This is a genomic window from Streptomyces sp. MH60 (assembly GCF_002939385.1).
Taxonomy (GTDB): domain Bacteria; phylum Actinomycetota; class Actinomycetes; order Streptomycetales; family Streptomycetaceae; genus Streptomyces.
The window spans coordinates 96751-116053 of the sequence record NZ_MULI01000017.1 but is presented as its reverse complement, the minus strand read 5'-3'; the positions used below and the strand labels follow the sequence as shown (position 1 = coordinate 116053).

The following is a 19303-nucleotide window of genomic DNA, read 5'->3' as shown; positions in this document are numbered from 1 at the left end:
GCCCGCGCTCGAAGGCGCGGTCGTACGCCTCGGGGGCGAGCCGGGCGCGGACGTGCCGCTCGGCTCGGGCGGCGTCCGGGTCGCCGGGGGCCGGGGCGCCGCGCAGACCCGTGGCGGCGCCGAGGAGTTCGGCGGCGCGCTCCGGGGCCGGTGCGACGACGGCCAGGGACTCGGCGACCTCCGCCAGGGCGAGCACGTCGGGGGAGTCGCGGGCGAGCACCCGGGCCTGCTCCAGCCAGTCGGCGGCGGTCTCCGCGTCGCCCTCCGCGGCGGCCGTGCGGCCCAGGCCCACCAGGATGCGGACCGACTCGCCGGTGCTGAACCAGTTGTCGGCGCACAGCCGCAACGCGTGCTCGTACTCCACGCGCGCGCGTGCCGTGTCGCCGCAGAGCCGGGCCACGTCGCCCAGGCCCCGCCGGGCGCTCGCCACCTTGTCACCGGCCCCGGCCGTGCGTGCGAGGGCCGCTGAGTGCGTGAAGTGCGTGGCGGCCTCCTCGGGCTCGCCCCGGTGCAGCAGCACGAGCGCGCGCGAGCGCAGCAGGTCGGCGGTCTCCTCGGGCGCCTCCAGCTCCCGCACATGTGCCAGGCCCTCGTCGAGCAGTTCGAGGGCCCGGTCGTACGCGCCGCGCCGGTTGGCGAAACCGCCCAGCGGGTCGAGGCAGTTGGCCATGCCCCAACGGTCACCGGTGGCGCGGAACCCCTCCAGGGAGCGGGCGAAGGCGGCCTCCGCCTCGGCCGCCCGGCCCGCGAACAGCTCCTGGTAGCCGATACCCATGTCGAGCAGGGCCAGCCCCCAGGGGGCCTTTCCGACCTGGACCCTCGGCACGGCGTCCGCCACGAGTACGGGCCCGCAGGTGAGGGAGTGCAGGACGACCGCGAACGGCAGCCGCAGCGGCCGGTCCAGCGACTCCATCAGCGCCGACACCCGCGCGACCCGCCCGGTCCCGGCCGGATCACCGCTCCCGTCCCCGTCCCCGTCCCCGTCCCAGGAGACCGTGTTCACGGCGCACAGCGCGTACTCCTCGGCCAGTCCCTCGGGCGGCTCGTCGCCGACCGCTGCCAGCAGCGCGCGGGCCCGCGGCACCTGTTCGCCGTGCAGACCGCGCAGCCGGCGGAACCAGGTCAGCGCGGCCATGAGCCGCAGGGCCTCGCGCGGGCCGGTCTCCGTGAGGTGCCGCTGGGCCGCGTCCAGATTGCCCAGCTCGGCGGCGAGCCGGGCCAGCCAGGGTAGTTGGCCGCCGGTGCGCAGATGCGGCTCCGCCCGCTCGGCCAGGTCCAGGAAGTACGCCGCGTGCGCGCCGCGCAGCCCGGCGCGGCCGGTCAGGCCCTCGGCCGCGAACGCGCGGAGGGTCTCCAGCATCCGGTAGCGGCCCTCGGGCAGGTGCTCCAGGAGGGACTTCTCCACCAGCGAGGCCAGCAGGTCCTCCGGGTGCGGCACCCCGCACACCGCCTCCACGGCCTCCAGCGTGGCGCCCCCGGTGAACACCGTCAGCCGCCGGGCCAGCTCCCGCTCCTCCTCGGCCAGCAGCTCCCAGCTCCACTCGACGACGGCGCGCAGCGTGCGGTGGCGGGGCGCCTTGGAACGGTCGCCCCGGCTGAGCAGACGGAAACGGTCGTCCAGGCGGTCGGCCAGCTCGTCCGGGCCGAGGGTGCGCAGCCGGGCCGCGGCCAGCTCGATGGCCAGGGGCAGCCCGTCCAGGGCCGCGCAGATCTCCGGCACGCGCGCGTGGCCGTCGAAGCCGGGGCGCACCGCGCGGGCGCGTTCCAGGAACAGCTCGACCGACGGGCGCGGCGACAGCGGCGGAACCGGCACCAGGGCCTCGCCGGTGATCCCGAGGCTCTCCCGGCCGGTGGCGAGGATCCGTACGCCCCGGCAGGTGCCCAGCAGCAGTGCCGCCAGTGCGGCGGCGGCGTCGACCAGGTGCTCGCAGTTGTCGAGCACGAGCAGCGCCTCGCGGTCCTCCAGGGCGGTCAGCAGCCGCTCGGTGGCGTCCACGCCCGCGGTGCGGAAGCCCTCGCGCACCCCGAGCGCGGTGAGCACGGCGTACGGGATCTGTCCGCCGTCGGTCAGGGGCGCCAGCTCGACGAAGCAGACGTCCGCCGGGGAGACCGACGTCTCGCACCGGCTCGCCGCCTCGATCGCGAGCCGGGTCTTGCCGGTGCCGCCGGGACCGGTGAGCGTGACCAGGCGTGCGTCGGCGAACAGGGCCGTGATGCGGTCCAGCTCCGCGTCCCGGCCGACACAGCGGGTCAGCTGGGCGGGCAGCCGGGGGCGGCGCGGGGCGGCGGTGGGGCCCCGCAGCAGTTCACCGTGGAGGGCGGCCAGCTCGGGCGAGGGGTCGGTGCCGAGCTGCTCGGCCAGCGTGCGCCGCGCCTCCTCGTACACGGTCAGCGCCTCGGCGGACCGTCCGCCCGCGTGCAGGGCCCGCATCAGCTGCCCGTACAGCCGCTCGCTCAAGGGATGCCCGGACAGCAGTCCCCGCAGCTCGGGCACCAGCTCGGCGCCACCCCCGAGCGCCAGATCCGCCTCGACCCGGTCCTGTACGGCGGTCAGCCGCAGCTCCGTGAGCCGGGCCGCCTCGGCGGGCGCCTCCGGCAGGTCGGGCAGCGCGGGACCGCGCCACAGCGCGAGCGCCTCACGCAGTCCGGCCGCCGCGCGCGCGTGGTCACCGGCGGCGAGAGCGGCGCGCCCCGCCTTGCACAGACGTTCGAATACGTGACTGTCGACGGACGCGGGCGGCGTGACGATGCGGTATCCCGCGCCGCCGCCCTCGATGGATGTGTGCGGGGCCAGCCGCCCGCGAAGGCGCGAGATCTGCGACTGGAGGGCGTTCGCGGCACCGGCGGGCGGCTCGGGGCCGTACAGGCCGTCGATCAGCCGGGCCGCGGGGACCGTGCGACCGGCGTCGAGGAGCAGGAGCGTCAGCAGCGCTCGGGGGCGGGGGCCGCCGGGGTCGACGGGGGTGCCGTCGTCGGTGCGGATGTCCAGGGGGCCGAGGATCCCGAAGCGCATTCCCGGGATTCTGGCACGGCAGAAAGCCGGCCCACACGAGGTGGACCGGCTCCATGCAGCGGACCAGGCAGTGGCCGCGCGCTCAGCTGATGCGTCAGCGCGAGACCTTGCCGGCCTTGATGCACGAGGTGCAAGCGTTCACGCGCTTCGGCGTCCCGCTCACCACGGTACGCACACGCTGGATGTTCGGGTTCCAGCGACGGGACGTACGGCGGTGCGAGTGCGAGATGTTGTTGCCGAAGCCCGGCCCCTTGCCGCAGACGTCGCAGTTGGCAGCCACGGGTCACTCCAAAGACTTCAGATGCACTTACGGTTGATCCCGGCATGCCGGGATCAAGCTCTCGGAGTCGCGAACGGTCCGGGATCTGAGTGGCGGTGCCAGGGGGAGAGCCCGATCGGGATCGGGCAACCGGAGCAGCATACAACGGCTGCTCCCGTACAACGAAACTACCACGGCAGCTCAGGGGCTCGTCCCGGCCCTCTCCCGATGGGCCGGGTTCCCAAGGTCTACGCTGCCAGCCACGTCCGCAGCTCAGGGAGGCGCAGGTGGCGCAGGTACCGCAGAGGTTCTTCGACGCTCTGGCGGTGCGTACCTGGTGCGGTCTGTCGCTGCGCGCGCTGGGACGGGCGCGCGAGGAGATCGACGCGATCAACGTCTATCCCGTCGCCGACGGGGACACCGGCACGAACCTCTACCTGACCGTCGAGTCCGCCGTCGCCGCCGTGGAGGCCGTCTTCTCGGCGCACGAGGTGGACGAGGGCCCCCGGGACGCGGGCAAGGCGCCCCTGGACGCGTACGAGGGGCCCTCGCTGGCCGACGCCGTGGGCGCCATGGCACACGGCGCGCTGATCGGTGCGCGGGGCAACTCCGGCACCATCCTCGCGCAGCTGCTGCGCGGCATGGCCCAGGTGCTCGCCGCGCGGGGTGACTCCGCCCACACCGAGGGCCCCGGACTGCGGCTGGCCCTGCGGCACGCCGCCGCCTCCGCCCGGCAGGCCGTGGCCCACCCGGTCGAGGGCACCGTCCTGACCGTCGCCTCGGCCGCCGCGGACGCGGCCGACGGCACCGAGGGCGACTGCGCCGAGGTGGCCCGCGCCGCCTACGAGGGTGCCCGCGCGGCGCTCGCCGCCACCCCGGGGCAGCTGCCCGTCCTGGAGCGCGCCGGAGTGGTCGATGCGGGCGGGCACGGACTGGTGACGGTCCTCGCGGCCCTGGTGGAGACGTTCACGGGCCGGGTGCCGGGTCCGGTCGCGGCGCCGCACGCGCGCGCGGAGCACGCCACGCAGGAGGAGCACCCCGCCGACGAGGACGAGAACGGTCCCGCGTTCGAGGTGATCTACCTGCTGGAGGCCGAGGACGCGGCCGTGGCCCGCCTGCGGCGGCGGCTCGACGCCCTCGGGGACTCGCTCGTCGTGGTCGGCGGCGACGGACTGTGGAACGTCCACGTGCACGTCGACGACGCCGGCGCCGCCGTGGAAGCGGGCGTCGAGGCCGGGCGGCCGTACCGGATCCGCATCACCCACTTCGGGCGCGGCGACGCGCACACCACCGGGACCGAGCGCCCGCCCCGGGAGCGCACCCAGCGGGCCGTGGTGGCCGTCGTACCGGGGGAGGGGCTGGCGGCGCTGTACGCCGAGGCCGGCGCGACCACTCTCCTCGCCCGCCCCGGGGAGCCGCCCGCGAGCGGTGAGCTGGTCCAGGCCGTGCGGCGGGCCCACGCGCGCGAGGTGGTGCTGCTGCCCAACGACGCGGAGCTGCGCCACACCGCGGCCGCGGCGGCCGAGCAGGCCCGCACCGAGGGCGTCCGCGTCGCCCTCATCCCGACCCGCTCCGCCGTCCAGGGCATCGCCGCGCTCGCCGTGCACGAGCCCGAGCGCCGCTTCGACGAGGACGTGGTGGCGATGACCTCGGCGGCCGGCGCCACCCGCCACGCCGAGGTCACCGTCGCCGAACGCCAGTCCTGGACCACGGCCGGCATCTGCCAGGCCGGTGACGTGCTCGGCCTCATCGACGGCGACGTGGCCGTGATCGGCGCGGACGTCTCCCAGGTCGCCGCGACCGTCCTGGACCGCATGCTGTCGGCCGGCGGCGAGCTGGTCACCCTGGTCCTCGGCGACGAGGCGCCCCCGGCCGTCGCCGACCAGCTGGAGGCCCGCGTCCGGGAGGCCTACCTCGCCGTCGACACGGTGGTCTACCGGGGCGGTCGGCAGGGCGCCCTGCTGCTCGTCGGCGTGGAGTAGGCGGAACGGCGGGAGACCGGTACGGCGCTCCCCTGGGCCGTTGTCAGTGCCGTGGTGTGCAATGGATCTCGTGCCCGCACTGCAAGAACCCCTGAAGAAGGTGCTCGGCCCCGCCACCGCGAAGGTGATGGCCGAGCACCTCGGCCTGCACACCGTCGGCGACCTCCTCCACCACTACCCCAGGAGATACGAGGAGCGCGGTCAGCTCACCCACCTCGCCGACCTGCCCATGGACGAGCACGTCACCGTGGTCGCCCAGGTCGCCGACGCCCGGCTGCACACCTTCGCCTCCTCGAAGGCCCCGCGCGGCAAGGGGCAGCGCCTCGAAGTGACCATCACGGACGGCAGCGGCCGCCTCCAACTGGTCTTCTTCGGCAACGGCGTGCACAAGCCCCACAAGGAACTCCTGCCGGGCACCCGCGCGATGTTCGCCGGCAAGGTCTCCGTCTTCAACCGCCGACTGCAACTGGCCCACCCGGCATACGAGTTGCTGCGCGGTGACACGGAGGGCGAGGAGACCGTCGAGTCCTGGGCGGGCGCCCTCATCCCGCTCTACCCGGCCACCGCCAAGCTGGAGTCCTGGAAGCTCGCCAAGGCGATCCAGACGGTGCTGCCCAGCGCCCAGGAAGCCGTCGACCCCCTGCCGGACTCCCTGCGCGAGGGCCGGGGCCTGGTCTCCCTGCCCGAGGCGCTCCTCAAGATCCACCGCCCGCACACCAAGGCCGACATCGAGGACGCCCGGGCCCGTCTGAAGTGGGACGAGGCCTTCGTCCTCCAGGTCGCCCTCGCCCGCCGCCGCCACGCCGAGACCCAACTCCCCGCCGTGCCCAGGAAGCCCGGCCCGGACGGCCTGCTCACCGCCTTCGACGACCGCCTCCCCTTCACCCTCACCGACGGCCAGCAGAGGGTCTCCCGGGAGATCTTCGACGACCTCGCCACCGACCACCCGATGCACCGGCTGCTCCAGGGAGAGGTCGGCTCCGGCAAGACGATGGTCGCCCTGCGCGCCATGCTCGCCGTCGTCGACGCGGGCGGACAGGCCGTCATGCTGGCGCCCACCGAGGTGCTCGCCCAGCAGCACCACCGGTCGGTCGTCGAGATGATGGGCGAGCTGGCCGAGGGCGGGATGCTGGGCGGCGCCGAGCACGCCACCAAGGTGGTGCTGCTCACCGGCTCCATGGGCGCCGCCGCCCGCCGCCACGCCCTGCTCGACCTGGCCACCGGCGAGGCGGGCATCGTCATCGGCACCCACGCCCTGATCGAGGACAAGGTCCAGTTCCACGACCTCGGCCTGGTCGTCGTCGACGAGCAGCACCGCTTCGGCGTCGAGCAGCGCGACGCCCTGCGCGGCAAGGGCAAGCAGCCCCCGCACCTGCTCGTCATGACCGCCACGCCCATCCCGCGCACCGTCGCGATGACGGTCTTCGGCGACCTGGAGACCTCCGTCCTGGACCAGCTCCCGGCCGGCCGGTCCCCGATCGCCAGCCATGTCGTCCCGGCCGCCGACAAACCCCACTTCCTCGCCCGCGCCTGGGAACGGGTCCGCGAGGAGGTCTCGAACGGCCACCAGGCGTACGTCGTCTGCCCCCGCATCGGCGACGAGGACGACGACCCGAAGAAGAAGGCCGCGCCGCGCACGTCGCCCGAGGACGACGCCGAGAAACGGCCTCCGCTCGCCGTCCTCGACGTCGCCGAGCAACTGGCCAAGGGGCCTCTGCAAGGGCTCAGGGTGGAGGTCCTGCACGGCAGGATGCAGCCCGACGACAAGGACGCGGTGATGCGCCGCTTCGCCGCCGGGGAGACCGACGTCCTGGTCGCCACCACCGTCATCGAGGTCGGCGTGAACGTCCCCAACGCCACCGCGATGGTGATCATGGATGCCGACCGTTTCGGCGTCTCCCAGCTGCACCAGCTGCGCGGCCGGGTCGGGCGCGGTTCCGCCCCCGGCCTGTGCCTGCTGGTCAGCGAGCTGCCCGAGGCGAGTGCGGCCCGACAGCGGCTGAACGCTGTCGCGAGCACCCGCGACGGCTTCGAGCTCTCCCGCATCGACCTCGAACAGCGCCGTGAGGGCGATGTCCTCGGCCAGGCCCAGTCCGGCGCCCGCACCTCCCTGCGCGTCCTCGCCGTCATCGAGGACGAGGAGATCATCGCGGAGGCGAGACAGGAGGCCGCGGCCGTCGTCGCCGCCGACCCGGAGCTGACCGGCCTGCCGGGGCTGCGCACGGCCCTGGAGGCGCTGCTGGACGAGGACCGGGAGCAGTACCTGGAGAAGGGCTGACAGACTGGCAACGGACACCGTCCGTCCACCCGAGTACACCGACAAGGACGCAGAAATGACCCGCGTGATCGCCGGCAAGGCCGGCGGACGTCGCCTGGCCGTCCCGCCGGGGACCGGTACCCGCCCCACCTCCGACCGCGCGCGCGAGGGCCTGTTCTCCACCTGGCAGTCCCTGCTCGGCGGCCCGCTGGACGGCGAGCGGGTCCTCGACCTGTACGCGGGGTCCGGCGCCGTCGGCCTGGAGGCGCTCTCGCGCGGCGCGGGGCACGTCCTGCTCGTCGAGGCCGACGCCCGGGCCGCCCGCACGGTCCGGGAGAACGTCAGGTCCCTCGGTCTGCCCGGCGCCGAGGTCAGGGCGGGCAAAGCGGAACAGATCATCCGCACCCCGGCCCCGGACGAGCCGTACGACGTCGTCTTCCTGGACCCGCCGTACGCCGTCTCGGACGACGATCTTCGGGAGATCCTGCTCACACTCCGTACGGAGGGGTGGCTCACGACCGAAGCGCTCGTCACCGTGGAGCGCAGCACCAGGGGCGGCGAATTCCGCTGGCCGCACGGCTTCGAAGCGATCCGGGCCCGTCGCTACGGCGAGGGAACGTTTTGGTACGGTCGCGCCGCCTCTACGTGCGAAGACGCACGATGACCGGACCGGAGAGCGAGGGAACACAAGTGCGCCGTGCCGTCTGTCCCGGGTCGTTCGACCCGATCACCAACGGACACCTCGACATCATCGCCCGTGCCTCCAGCCTCTATGACGAGGTCTACGTCGCCGTGATGATCAACCAGGCGAAGAAGGGCCTGTTCGAGATCGAGGAGCGGATCGACCTCATCCGCCAGGTCACCGCCGAGTACGGGAACGTTCGCGTCGAGTCCTTCCACGGCCTGCTCGTCGACTTCTGCAAGCAGCGCGAGATTCCGGCCATCGTCAAGGGCCTGCGCGCGGTCAGCGACTTCGACTACGAGTTGCAGATGGCCCAGATGAACAACGGCCTCTCCGGTGTGGAGACCCTCTTCATCCCCACCAACCCCACCTACAGCTTCCTGTCGTCCTCCCTGGTCAAGGAGGTCGCGACCTGGGGCGGCGACGTCGCCCACCTGGTGCCGCCGCTGGTCCTGGAAGCCCTCACGGAGCGTCTGCGCAACCGCTGACCGCCCCGTCGCACAGCCCACGGAGACTGACAACCCGTCACCCGGTGTCCCCGGGACACCCCAGGGTCGTACAGTCGTCCCGTCCGTCTCCAACACAGCTGTAGAGAGTGGCGAGCACACGGTGGACGTGCAGAACAAGCTCGACGAGATCACCGCGATGGTCTCCGGCGCCCGCGCCATGCCCATGTCGGCCTCGTGCGTGGTCAACCGGGCCGAACTGCTCTCGATGCTGGAAGAGCTGCGCGCGCAACTGCCCGGTTCCCTCGCCCAGGCCCAGGAGCTGATCGGCGACCGCGAGCAGATGGTCGCGCAGGCCCGCCAGGAGGCCGACCGGATCATCGAGAGCGCGCACGCCGAGCGCGGCTCCCTGATCGCCGACACCGAGGTCGCCCGCCGCTCCCAGGCCGAGGCCGACCGGATCCTCGCCGAGGCCCGTCAGGAGGCCGAGGAGGTCCGCGCCGAGGCCGACGACTACGTCGACTCCAAGCTCGCCAACTTCGAGGTCGTCCTCACCAAGACCCTCGGCTCCGTCGGCCGGGGCCGCGAGAAGCTCCTCGGCACCGGACCCGGCCTCGACGAGAACGGCTACGAGGACGAGGACGCCCCCGAGCGCAGCCACGACCCGGAGACCCTGCGCCGCGACGCCGACGCCTACGTCGACACCAAGCTCGGCGCCTTCGAGGCCGTGCTGGCCAAGACGCTGGACGCGGTCGGCAAGGGCCGCCAGAAGCTGCACGGCCGCATCGCCAGCGACGACCTGGGCGCCCTCGCGGACGACATGACCACCGTCCAGCACTCCAGCGACGCCGACTACCTCGCCGGCCTCTCCGACGCCCCCGCCCCGGCCGCCGCCGAACAGCCCCAGCCCCAGTACGGCGAGCGGCAGCCCGCCGCCGCCCAGGTGCCGGCGCAGGCCGTGCCCGAGATGCCGGCCCAGGACCCGGCGTACGGCTACGCCCCGCAGCAGCCCGATCCGTACGCGGCCTACCAGCAGACCTACGACGCCGGTCAGGATCCGTACGGCTACCAGCAGCAGGGCGCCGACCCGTACGCCTACCAGTACGGCGGCGGGCAGCACGGGTACGACGCACAGCAGGGCTACGCCCAGCCCCAGCCCCCGCAGCAGCCCCCGCACGCCCCGCAGGCCCAGCCGCAGGGGCTCGACGAGACCAGCCTCTTCGACACCAGCATGATCAGCGCCGAGCAGCTGCGGGCGTACGAACAGGGCCGCGGCCACTAGCGGCAGGGGGGCGCCCCGGCCCGGATTGGGCCGAGAGCGAATGGTCCAGTATCCTGGCTCTTCGGTCGCGCGTACGTCCGCGATCGCCGCTGCCCGGGAACACCGAAGGGCGGCACCCCCAACCCACGAAGACCGAAAGCAGGAATGGTTCTGAACGCGCGCCTCGACCACCGCGACCCCCTCGTGTTCGACACACACGAGCTGGGACGGCGGCCCGGTGCGCTCCAGCGCCTGACCCGCACGGTCGACGCTCCCAAGGACTTCGGTCTCCAGGGAGTCATCGGAGTGCCGGAAGGCGCCCCCGTGGAGCTCGATCTGCGGCTCGAGTCGGTCATGGAAGGGGTGCTCGTCACAGGCACCGCCCGTGCCAGGGCCGAGGGGGAGTGCGTAAGGTGTCTGGAGCCGCTGGAGCAGCAGCTCGAAGCGGACTTCCAGGAGCTGTTCTCGTACCCTGACGCCGACGACCGTGGCCGCCCTGTGGCGGAACCGGGCGACGACGCCGAGGACGACGAGGACAGGTTCTTCGTCGAGGACGGACTGATCGGCCTCGAACCCGTGCTGCGCGACGCGGTGGTGCTCGCACTGCCGATGCAGCCGGTGTGCCAGGAAGACTGCCGGGGTCTGTGCTCCCAGTGCGGAGTGCGCCTGTCGGACGACCCGGACCACCACCACGACGCCGTCGACATCCGTTGGGCGGCATTGCAGGGACTCGCCGGTTCACTCGGAGACGGCGAGAAGGACGAGATGAGCGGCGACGGGGCAGACTCCGCGGACGCCGCCGAGAAGCAGGAGAAGTAGCCGTGGCTGTTCCGAAGCGGAAGATGTCGCGCAGCAACACGCGCCACCGCCGGTCGCAGTGGAAGGCTGCGGTCCCCACCCTGGTTGCGTGCGAGCGCTGCCACGAGCCCAAGCAGCAGCACATCGCGTGCCCGTCTTGCGGCACTTACAACAAGCGCCAGGTCCTCGAGGTCTGAGCGGCTGGTGAGAGGCACTGTGTCAGTCCCCAAGAAGGCGGAAGACGCCAAGGCGGACCCACCCGCCAAGAAGAAGGCGGACACCCAGGCCTCGTCCCACACGCTTCTGGAAGGGCGGCTCGGCTATCAGCTCGAGTCCGCCCTTCTGGTGCGTGCACTGACCCACCGTTCCTACGCGTACGAGAACGGCGGTCTGCCGACGAACGAGCGGCTGGAGTTCCTCGGGGACTCCGTGCTCGGCCTCGTCGTCACGGACACGCTGTACCGCACCCACCCCGACCTGCCCGAAGGCCAGCTGGCCAAGTTGCGGGCCGCGGTGGTCAACTCGCGTGCGCTGGCGGAGGTGGGCCGTGGGCTCGAACTCGGCTCCTTCATCCGGCTCGGCCGCGGTGAAGAGGGCACGGGCGGCCGGGACAAGGCGTCCATCCTCGCCGACACCCTCGAAGCGGTGATCGGCGCGGTCTATCTCGACCAGGGCCTCGACGCGGCCTCCGAACTGGTGCACCGCCTGTTCGACCCGCTGATCGAGAAGTCCTCGAACCTCGGTGCCGGCCTGGACTGGAAGACCAGCCTCCAGGAACTCACCGCGACCGAAGGGCTCGGCGTCCCCGAGTACCTGGTCACGGAGACCGGCCCCGACCACGAGAAGACCTTCACTGCTGCCGCCCGCGTCGGAGGCGTCTCGTACGGCACCGGCACCGGCCGCAGCAAGAAGGAGGCGGAGCAGCAGGCGGCGGAATCCGCGTGGCGGTCCATCCGGGCCGCGGCGGACGAGCGCGCCAAGGCGACGGCCGACGCCGTCGACGTGGACCCCGACGGGGCGTCCGCCTCCGCCTGACCCGTCCATCGCACGGTCCCGAACGCCCGCCCCGCCCGAGGGCGGGCGTTCGGCCCGTCACCCGTCCACCGGCCCGCCCGAGGGGAAGCCATGCCCGAGTTGCCCGAGGTAGAGGTCGTACGGCGCGGCCTGGAGCGCTGGGTCGCCCACCGGACCGTCGCCGACGCCGAGGTGCTGCACCCGCGCGCGGTACGTCGGCACCTCGCGGGACCCGACGACTTCGCCCACCGCCTGGGGGGCCACCGCGTCGGCACACCCAGCCGCCGCGGCAAATACCTGTGGCTGCCCCTGGAGGACACCGACCAGGCGGTCCTCGCCCATCTCGGCATGAGCGGCCAGCTCCTGGTCCAGCCGCACGAGACGCCCACCGAGAAGCACCTGCGCATCCGCGTCCGCTTCGCCGACGCCCTCGGCACCGAACTCCGCTTCGTCGACCAGCGCACCTTCGGCGGCCTCTCCCTGCACGAGACCACCCCCGACGGACTGCCCGACGTCATCGCGCACATCGCCCGCGACCCGCTGGACCCCCTCTTCGACGACGAGGCGTTCCACCTCGCCCTGCGCCGCAGGCGCACCACGATCAAACGGGCCCTGCTCGACCAGTCCCTGATCAGCGGCGTCGGCAACATCTACGCGGACGAGGCCCTGTGGCGCGCCCGCCTGCACTACGAACGCCCCACGGCGAGCCTCACCCGCCCCCGCACCACCGAACTCCTCGGCCACGTCCGGGACGTGATGAACGCCGCCCTCGCCGTGGGCGGCACCAGCTTCGACAGCCTGTACGTCAACGTCAACGGAGAGTCCGGCTACTTCGACCGCTCGCTCGACGCGTACGGCCGCGAGGGCCTGCCCTGCCGCCGCTGCGCCACACCGATGCGCCGCCGGCCGTGGATGAACCGCTCCAGCTACTTCTGCCCGAAGTGCCAGCGGGCGCCGAGGGTCACGCAGTAGGCGTCCGCTGTGCGTCGTACCGCTCGCGCGACGCCAGCACCTCGTCCATCCGCCCCTCGACGCACTCGATGAGCGCGAGCAGCCGCCCGGCCACCTCGCGCCCGAGCGGCGTGAGCTCGTAGTCCACGCGGGGCGGGTTGGTCGGCTGCGCCTCGCGGTGCACCAGCCCGTCGCGCTCCAGCGCGTGCAGGGTCTGGGCCAGCATCTTCTCGCTGACGCCGTCCACCCGGCGCCGCAGCTCGTTGAACCGGAAGGAACCCTCGTACAACGCGCCGAGCGTCAGCGCGCCCCAGCGCCCGGTGACGTGCTCCAGGGTCCCGCGCGAGGGACAGGCCCGGGAGAACACGTCGTACGGCAGGTCCTGCTCCGCCGTGCGCTCCTGCGTGGTCGACATGCGTCCAGCGTACGTGAGCACAGCGCTGCACCGCAGACCGCGCTGAGCGGGGGACAGCGCCGGGACAGCGCGAGGACCGCCGTCCGGGGTGGTCAGTAGCCGAAGTCCTGTGTCCACCAGGGGCCGCCGGAGCCGAAGTGGACACCGACCCCCAGGGTCTTGAAGTCGCAGTTCAGGATGTTGGCCCGGTGGGCGGGGCTGTTCATCCAGGCGTCCATCACGGCCTGGGCGTCGGCCTGGCCGCGGGCTATGTTCTCGCCCCCGAGACCGGATATGCCCGCTGCCGCCGCACGGTCCCAGGGGGTCGCGCCGCTGGGGTCGGTGTGGTCGAAGAAACCCTGGGCGGCCATGGCCTGGCTGAAGTCCTCGGCCAGTTCGCGCAGGGCGCTGTTCGCGGCCACCGGGCTGCAGCCCACCTTGGCGCGTTCGTCGTTGACCAGCTTGAGCACCTGCGCCTCGGCGACGGCCGCCTCGGAGACGGCGGCGGGCGCGCTGGGCTTCGCGGGCTCCTGGGTGGCCGGGCGCGAGGGCGCGGGCTTGGGCTTCGCGCTGGGAGTCGTCTTCGGCTTCTTCGTCTTCGACGGTGTCCCGGCCGGGGCGGCGGGCTTCGTGGCCGACGCCGAGGTGGAGGGCGAGGCCGGCGAGGAGGACGGGGAGTCCTCGGCGGACTTCTCCTTCTCCTTCTCCTTCGACGGCGACGGGGAGGACGGAGAGGGCGAGGAGGAACGGTCGGTGCCGCGGCTCGTGGCGGTGCCGTCGCCCCGGCCGGTGTCGGCGCTGCCCGAGGTGCCGCCCTGCTGCGACGGACTGTTCGTCGGGACGTCCTGGGCGTGCACCCGGTCGCCCCCGCCGCTGCCGCCGCCGAGCCGGTAGTTGTCGAGGCCGGGCACCACGCCCGTGGCCACCGCCACCGTGCCGATGGCGACCGCGGCGGAGACGCCGAGCAGACCGGTACGGACCGGAGTGGCCGCCCTCTTGCGACGGCGCCGGCGCCCTCCGCCGGACGCCGAGCCGCCGTCGGGCGTGTAGCCGTCACTGGGGAAGGCCACGGTGCGGCCGGCCTGCGGGCCCTCGCCCTCCGGGTCGTCCGCGAACAGGTAGGCGTCGCTCCTGGCGCGGACCTCGGCGTAGGCCTCGGGGTTCAGATAGGGGGCGATTCCCATCGTGGGGGCCTCGCCCGCGCCCGGCGCCAGCGGATCGTGGCCCCGTCCCGCCGTACCGTCCGTCTGATGGCCCCCCGCGGCGCGGCCCGTGGCGGCGCGGCCGGCGGCGGAGCGTCGGTGGCGTCCCATGTCCTGGCCTTCCTCGTCCTCGCGCCGGGCGTGCCCTGCGGTCGACTGCTCACGATCAACACCGAACTCACACGTTCGAGTGAGTTTCAAGTGGGGTTCACTGGGTCGGGACGGTACCGCATGGCGCCAGGGGGTGAAGTGTCCCGTGAGACATTGACTGGTTAGGTTGCCGTCATGAGCGAGGATGTACGGCTGGTCGCGTGGGTGCGCGGACAGGTCCAGGGCGTGGGTTTCCGCTGGTTCACGCGGGCCAGGGCGCTGGAACTCGGCGGGATGAGTGGTTTTGCTCTCAATTTGGGCGACGGTCGCGTCCAGGTCGTTGCGGAGGGCCCGCGCGAGCGCTGCGAGGGTCTGCTGGAGTGGCTGCGCGGTGACGACACGCCCGGACGCGTGGACGGAGTCACCGAGATCTGGGACACACCCCGCGGGGGCTACGACGGCTTCGCCATCCGCTGACGACCCGCCGCGCGAGGACCCCCGGGAGCCGGGAGCGACCCTCCCCGCAAGGGCGGCCCAGGCGAAAACGGGCAGGTGGTTGCCAAGGGCGGCCGCTCGTGGCAGGCTCCGCACGCAGAATGATCGCCACGCCCCCAGGGGCCCGCAGGAGTCGCAGCGTCGCCGTTCGCCGGCCGCATGCCCCCGGGCGCCCGCCAATACGGGGCGTGATCGTGTTGACCGTCAAACTTTTTGGTGAGACGCTGAAAGCCCCGCGCACCTTAGCTGTTTGGCATGGTTGAACGGCAGCAAAAACTCCATAGTGCCAAGCACCGCGGGTGCGATTCCCCTACGACCCACACCGCTTCGGGCGGTCACTCATTGTGGAGGACCATCCATCATGGCAAAGGCGCTTCTCGGTTACGTCGGCGGCTCCGACCCTCGACTCCTCGCCGAGATGCGACGGCTCCAGCAGCGCGTCCAGGACCTGGAATCCGAGCTCGGACGAATCCAGGCGGAGAACGACGCGCTGGCGGCTGCCGCTTCTCACGACAGGATCATGGAGAGCATGGAGAGCGTTGACGCACACCAGGCGGAGCCTGCGCTCACCTGATCACTGCATCGCTCCACTACGGCACAGCAGTGGTCGGGCTCGCCCGTACAACCGCTCAGGTGTCAGAGTCTGCAAGGGACGCTTCGGCGTCCCTTCTTTCTTTCCCGCCCCCCGTCTCGCCCGCCGTGTCCGTCCCCGCGCAACCTTTCACCCTCTTCAACGTCTGATGTGCCCTGCACGTTCACTGGTGAAACCGCGTCGGTTCACCGGTTCGTGGAGTGAGACACACCCGAGAGGTAAAGTCCGACGGCGTGCACCTGAAGGCCCTGACCCTCCGCGGGTTCAAGTCGTTCGCCTCGGCGACCACGCTCCGGTTCGAGCCGGGCATCACCTGCGTCGTCGGCCCGAACGGCTCGGGCAAGTCCAACGTCGTGGACGCGCTCAGCTGGGTCATGGGCGAACAGGGCGCCAAGTCGCTGCGCGGCGGCAAGATGGAGGACGTCATCTTCGCCGGCACCACCGGCCGCCCGCCGCTCGGCCGGGCCGAGGTGTCGCTGACCATCGACAACTCCGACGGGGCCCTGCCCATCGAGTACGCCGAGGTCACCATCACGCGGATCATGTTCCGCAACGGCGGCAGCGAATACCAGATCAACGGCGACACCTGCCGCCTCCTCGACATCCAGGAACTCCTCTCCGACTCCGGCATCGGCCGCGAGATGCACGTCATCGTCGGGCAGGGCCAGCTCGACTCCGTACTGCACGCCGACCCGATGGGCCGCCGGGCCTTCATCGAAGAGGCCGCCGGCGTCCTCAAGCACCGCAAGCGCAAGGAGAAGGCGCTCAGGAAACTGGACGCGATGCAGGCCAACCTGGCCCGCGTCCAGGACCTCACCGACGAGCTGCGGCGCCAGCTCAAGCCTCTCGGCCGGCAGGCGGCGGTCGCCCGCAGGGCCGCCGTCATCCAGGCCGACCTCCGGGACGCCCGGCTCCGGCTCCTCGCCGACGACCTCGTACGGATGCGCGAGGCGCTCCAGGCCGAGGTCGCCGACGAGGCCGCGCTCAAGGAACGCAAGGAGACCGCCGAGCAGGAGCTGGGCCGGGCGCTGCGCCGCGAGGCGGCCCTGGAGGACGAGGTGCGCCGGCTCACCCCGCGCCTCCAGCGCGCCCAGCAGACCTGGTACGAGCTGTCCCAGCTCGCCGAACGCGTGCGCGGCACGATCTCGCTCGCCGACGCGCGCGTGAAGAGCGCCACCTCCGCGCCGCCCGAGGAGCGCCGGGGCCGCGACCCCGAGGAACTGGAGCGTGAGGCCGCCCGCGTCCGCGAGCAGGAGGCCGAACTGGAAGCGGCCCTGGAGGCGGCCGAACACGCCCTGGAGGACACGGTCGCCCACCGCGCCGACCTCGAACGCGAACTGGCCGTGGAGGAGCGCCGCCTCAAGGACGCGGCCCGCGCCATCGCCGACCGCCGCGAGGGCCTGGCCCGGCTGAACGGCCAGGTCGGCGCCGCCCGTTCCCGCGCGGCCTCCGCCCAGGCGGAGATCGAGCGGCTGGCCGAAGCCCGCGACGCGTCGCGGGAGCGGGCCGCCGCCGCCCAGGAGGAGTACGAGACCCTCCAGGCCGAGGTCGACGGACTCGACGCCGACGACCAGGAACTCGCCGAGCGGCACGAGAGCGCCAAGCGGCAGCTGACCGAGGCGGAGGCCGCCCTCGGCGCCGCCCGCGAGTCGGCCACCGCGGCCGAACGCGAACGCGCCGCCACGCAGGCCCGGCACGAGGCCCTCGCGCTCGGGCTGCGCCGCAAGGACGGCACCGGCGCACTGCTCGCCGCCAAGGACCGGCTCACCGGCCTGCTCGGCCCCGCCGCCGGACTCCTCACCGTGACGCCGGGCCACGAGGCAGCCCTCGCCGCCGCCTTCGGCGCCGCCGCCGACGCCCTCGCGGTGACCTCCCCGGCGGCCGCCGCCGACGCCATCCGCCTGCTGCGCAAGCAGGACGCGGGCCGGGCCGCCCTGCTGCTCGCCGGCGCCCCCGACGACGTACCGCACGAGACGCGCGTCGACGGACCGCCGTACGCCGCCGACCTGGTCCGCGGACCGGCGGACCTCATGCCCGCCGTACGGCGGCTGCTGCGGGGGATCGCCGTCGTCGCCACCCTGGAGGACGCCGAGGACCTCGTCTACGCCCGCCCCGGGCTGACCGCGGTCACCGCCGAGGGCGACCTGCTGGGTGCCCACTTCGCGCAGGGCGGGTCCGCCGGGGCGCCCAGCCTCCTGGAGGTGCAGGCGTCCGTGGACCAGGCCGCCGCCGAGCTGACGGAGCTGGGCGTGCGGTGCGAGGAGCTGGCCGCGGCGCAGGACGCGGCCGCCGCACGGCGCCGGGAGTGCGCGGCGCTCGTCGAGGAGCTGGGGGAGCGGCGCCGGGCGGCCGACCGGGAGAAGTCGTCCGTGGCCCAGCAGCTGGGCCGGCTCGCGGGACAGGCACGCGGCGCCGCCGGGGAGGCGGAACGGTCCGCCGCCGCGGCCGAGCGGGCGCAGGAGGCGCTGGACAAGGCGCTCATGGAGGTCGAGGAACTGGCCGAGCGGCTCGCGGTCGCCGAGGAGAGTGCCCCCTTCGGGGAAGGAGGGGAGGAGGAGCCCGACACCTCGGCGCGCGACCGGCTCGCCGCCGACGGGGCCAACGCCCGCCAGACCGAGATGGAGGCCCGCCTCCAGGTCCGTACCCACGAGGAGCGGGTCAAGGGACTGGCCGGACGGGCCGACTCCCTGGACCGGGCCGCCCGTGCCGAACGCGAGGCACGCGCGCGTGCCGAGCAGCGGCGGGCCAGGCTGCGGCACGAGGCGGCCGTCGCCGAGGCGGTCGCCACCGGCGCCCGGCAGCTGCTCGCCCACGTCGAGGTCTCGCTGACCCGCGCCGACCAGGAGCGCACCCTCGCCGAGGCGGCCAAGGCCCGGCGCGAGCAGGAACTGACCGCCGCGCGCACCGCAGGGCGCGACCTCAAGGCGGAGCTGGACAAGTTGACGGATTCAGTTCACCGGGGCGAGGTACTCGGCGCCGAGAAGCGGCTGCGCATCGAGCAGCTGGAGACCAAGGCGCTGGAGGAACTCGGTGTGGAACCGGCGGGGCTCGCGGCCGAGTACGGCCCCCATCAAGAGGTGCCGCCCTCGCCCCCCGCCGAGGGCGAGGTGCTCCCCGAGGATCCGGACCACCCGCGCAACCGGCCGCGGCCGTTCGTCCGCTCCGAGCAGGAGAAGCGGCTGAAGGCCGCCGAACGCGCCTACCAGCAGCTCGGCAAGGTCAACCCGCTGGCCCTGGAGGAGTTCGCGGCGCTGGAGGAGCGGCACCAGTTCCTCAGCGAGCAGCTGGAGGACCTGAAGAAGACCCGCGCCGACCTGCTCCAGGTCGTCAAGGAGGTCGACGAGCGCGTCGAGCAGGTCTTCACCGAGGCCTTCCGGGACACGGCCCGGGAGTTCGAGGGTGTCTTCGGCCGGCTCTTCCCGGGCGGGGAGGGGCGACTGATCCTGACCGACCCCGACAACATGCTCACCACCGGCGTGGACGTCGAGGCCCGGCCGCCGGGCAAGAAGGTCAAGCGGCTCTCGTTGCTCTCCGGCGGGGAGCGTTCGCTGACCGCGGTGGCGATGCTGGTGTCGATCTTCAAGGCCAGGCCGAGCCCGTTCTATGTGATGGACGAGGTCGAGGCGGCGCTCGACGACACCAACCTGCAGCGGCTGATCCGGATCATGCAGGAGCTGCAGGAGGCCTCGCAGCTGATCGTCATCACGCACCAGAAGCGCACGATGGAGGTCGCCGACGCGCTCTACGGCGTGTCCATGCAGGGCGACGGTGTGTCGAAGGTCATCAGCCAGCGGCTGCGGTAGCTGCGACAGCTCCACCAAGCAGTTAGCTTCAACTCTTGAATGGGTAACCCCGCTCAGCATCACC

The 19303-nt window shown here is 73.1% G+C and carries 16 protein-coding genes; 12 read left to right on the top strand and 4 right to left on the bottom strand.

Annotated features, from left to right (window positions below; translation table 11 throughout):
* The coding region (locus BZZ08_RS14260) for an ATP-binding protein (RefSeq protein ID WP_104632568.1) at window positions 1-3013 on the bottom strand (3013 nt) is incomplete at its 3' end.
* 94 nt (window positions 3014-3107) lie between these two features.
* Window positions 3108-3293: a 50S ribosomal protein L28 gene (gene rpmB, locus BZZ08_RS14255; protein ID WP_003973430.1), complete on the bottom strand. Its 186-nt coding sequence runs from the start codon at window positions 3291-3293 to the stop codon at window positions 3108-3110.
* A gap of 266 nt (window positions 3294-3559) precedes the next feature.
* Between rpmB and BZZ08_RS14250 the strand changes: the two genes are divergently transcribed.
* From BZZ08_RS14250 to mutM, 9 genes are all read left to right on the top strand, one after another.
* On the top strand, window positions 3560-5254 hold the full coding sequence (locus BZZ08_RS14250; protein ID WP_104632567.1) for a DAK2 domain-containing protein: 1695 nt from the start codon (window positions 3560-3562) through the stop codon (window positions 5252-5254).
* A gap of 61 nt (window positions 5255-5315) precedes the next feature.
* Window positions 5316-7532, top strand: a complete 2217-nt coding sequence (gene recG / locus BZZ08_RS14245) for an ATP-dependent DNA helicase RecG (protein WP_104632566.1) — start codon at window positions 5316-5318, stop codon at window positions 7530-7532.
* Between the two features lie 55 nt (window positions 7533-7587).
* Complete coding sequence (gene rsmD, locus BZZ08_RS14240) at window positions 7588-8175, top strand: 16S rRNA (guanine(966)-N(2))-methyltransferase RsmD (RefSeq protein ID WP_104632565.1); 588 nt, start codon at window positions 7588-7590, stop codon at window positions 8173-8175.
* Between the two features lie 26 nt (window positions 8176-8201).
* On the top strand, window positions 8202-8681 hold the full coding sequence (coaD, locus tag BZZ08_RS14235) for a pantetheine-phosphate adenylyltransferase (protein WP_104632564.1): 480 nt from the start codon (window positions 8202-8204) through the stop codon (window positions 8679-8681).
* A gap of 121 nt (window positions 8682-8802) precedes the next feature.
* Window positions 8803-9921, top strand: a complete 1119-nt coding sequence (locus tag BZZ08_RS14230; RefSeq protein ID WP_104632563.1) for a cell division initiation protein — start codon at window positions 8803-8805, stop codon at window positions 9919-9921.
* A gap of 144 nt (window positions 9922-10065) precedes the next feature.
* Window positions 10066-10719 (top strand): YceD family protein, encoded by a 654-nt coding sequence (locus tag BZZ08_RS14225; RefSeq protein WP_104632562.1) that lies wholly within the window; start codon window positions 10066-10068, stop codon window positions 10717-10719.
* Between the two features lie 2 nt (window positions 10720-10721).
* Window positions 10722-10895, top strand: a complete 174-nt coding sequence (rpmF, locus tag BZZ08_RS14220; protein WP_003951102.1) for a 50S ribosomal protein L32 — start codon at window positions 10722-10724, stop codon at window positions 10893-10895.
* Between the two features lie 7 nt (window positions 10896-10902).
* Window positions 10903-11733 carry a ribonuclease III gene (rnc, locus tag BZZ08_RS14215; protein WP_198601465.1) on the top strand — a complete coding sequence of 277 codons (831 nt, stop codon included), beginning with the start codon at window positions 10903-10905 and terminating at the stop codon, window positions 11731-11733.
* Between the two features lie 90 nt (window positions 11734-11823).
* Window positions 11824-12684: a bifunctional DNA-formamidopyrimidine glycosylase/DNA-(apurinic or apyrimidinic site) lyase gene (gene mutM, locus BZZ08_RS14210; protein WP_104632560.1), complete on the top strand. Its 861-nt coding sequence runs from the start codon at window positions 11824-11826 to the stop codon at window positions 12682-12684.
* Here the strand turns inward: mutM and BZZ08_RS14205 are convergent.
* Together BZZ08_RS14205 and BZZ08_RS14200 are read right to left on the bottom strand one after the other, a co-directional pair.
* Window positions 12674-13078 carry a winged helix-turn-helix transcriptional regulator gene (locus BZZ08_RS14205; RefSeq protein ID WP_198601464.1) on the bottom strand — a complete coding sequence of 135 codons (405 nt, stop codon included), beginning with the start codon at window positions 13076-13078 and terminating at the stop codon, window positions 12674-12676. The two genes, mutM and BZZ08_RS14205, sit on opposite strands and share 11 nt — an antisense overlap.
* 92 nt (window positions 13079-13170) lie before the next feature.
* Window positions 13171-14370 (bottom strand): CAP domain-containing protein, encoded by a 1200-nt coding sequence (locus tag BZZ08_RS14200; protein WP_104632558.1) that lies wholly within the window; start codon window positions 14368-14370, stop codon window positions 13171-13173.
* Between the two features lie 174 nt (window positions 14371-14544).
* On the opposite strand from BZZ08_RS14200, the gene BZZ08_RS14195 reads away from it, so the two are divergent.
* From BZZ08_RS14195 to smc, 3 genes are all read left to right on the top strand, one after another.
* The gene (locus BZZ08_RS14195) at window positions 14545-14826 is read left to right on the top strand and encodes an acylphosphatase (RefSeq protein WP_076976505.1); all 282 of its coding nucleotides are present in this window, start codon (window positions 14545-14547) and stop codon (window positions 14824-14826) included.
* 379 nt (window positions 14827-15205) lie between these two features.
* A complete protein-coding gene (locus BZZ08_RS14190) occupies window positions 15206-15418 on the top strand; it encodes a hypothetical protein (RefSeq protein ID WP_003973418.1) in 213 nt (70 codons plus the stop codon).
* Between the two features lie 251 nt (window positions 15419-15669).
* Complete coding sequence (smc, locus tag BZZ08_RS14185) at window positions 15670-19239, top strand: chromosome segregation protein SMC (protein WP_104632557.1); 3570 nt, start codon at window positions 15670-15672, stop codon at window positions 19237-19239.
* Window positions 19240-19303: the final 64 nt, after the last annotated feature.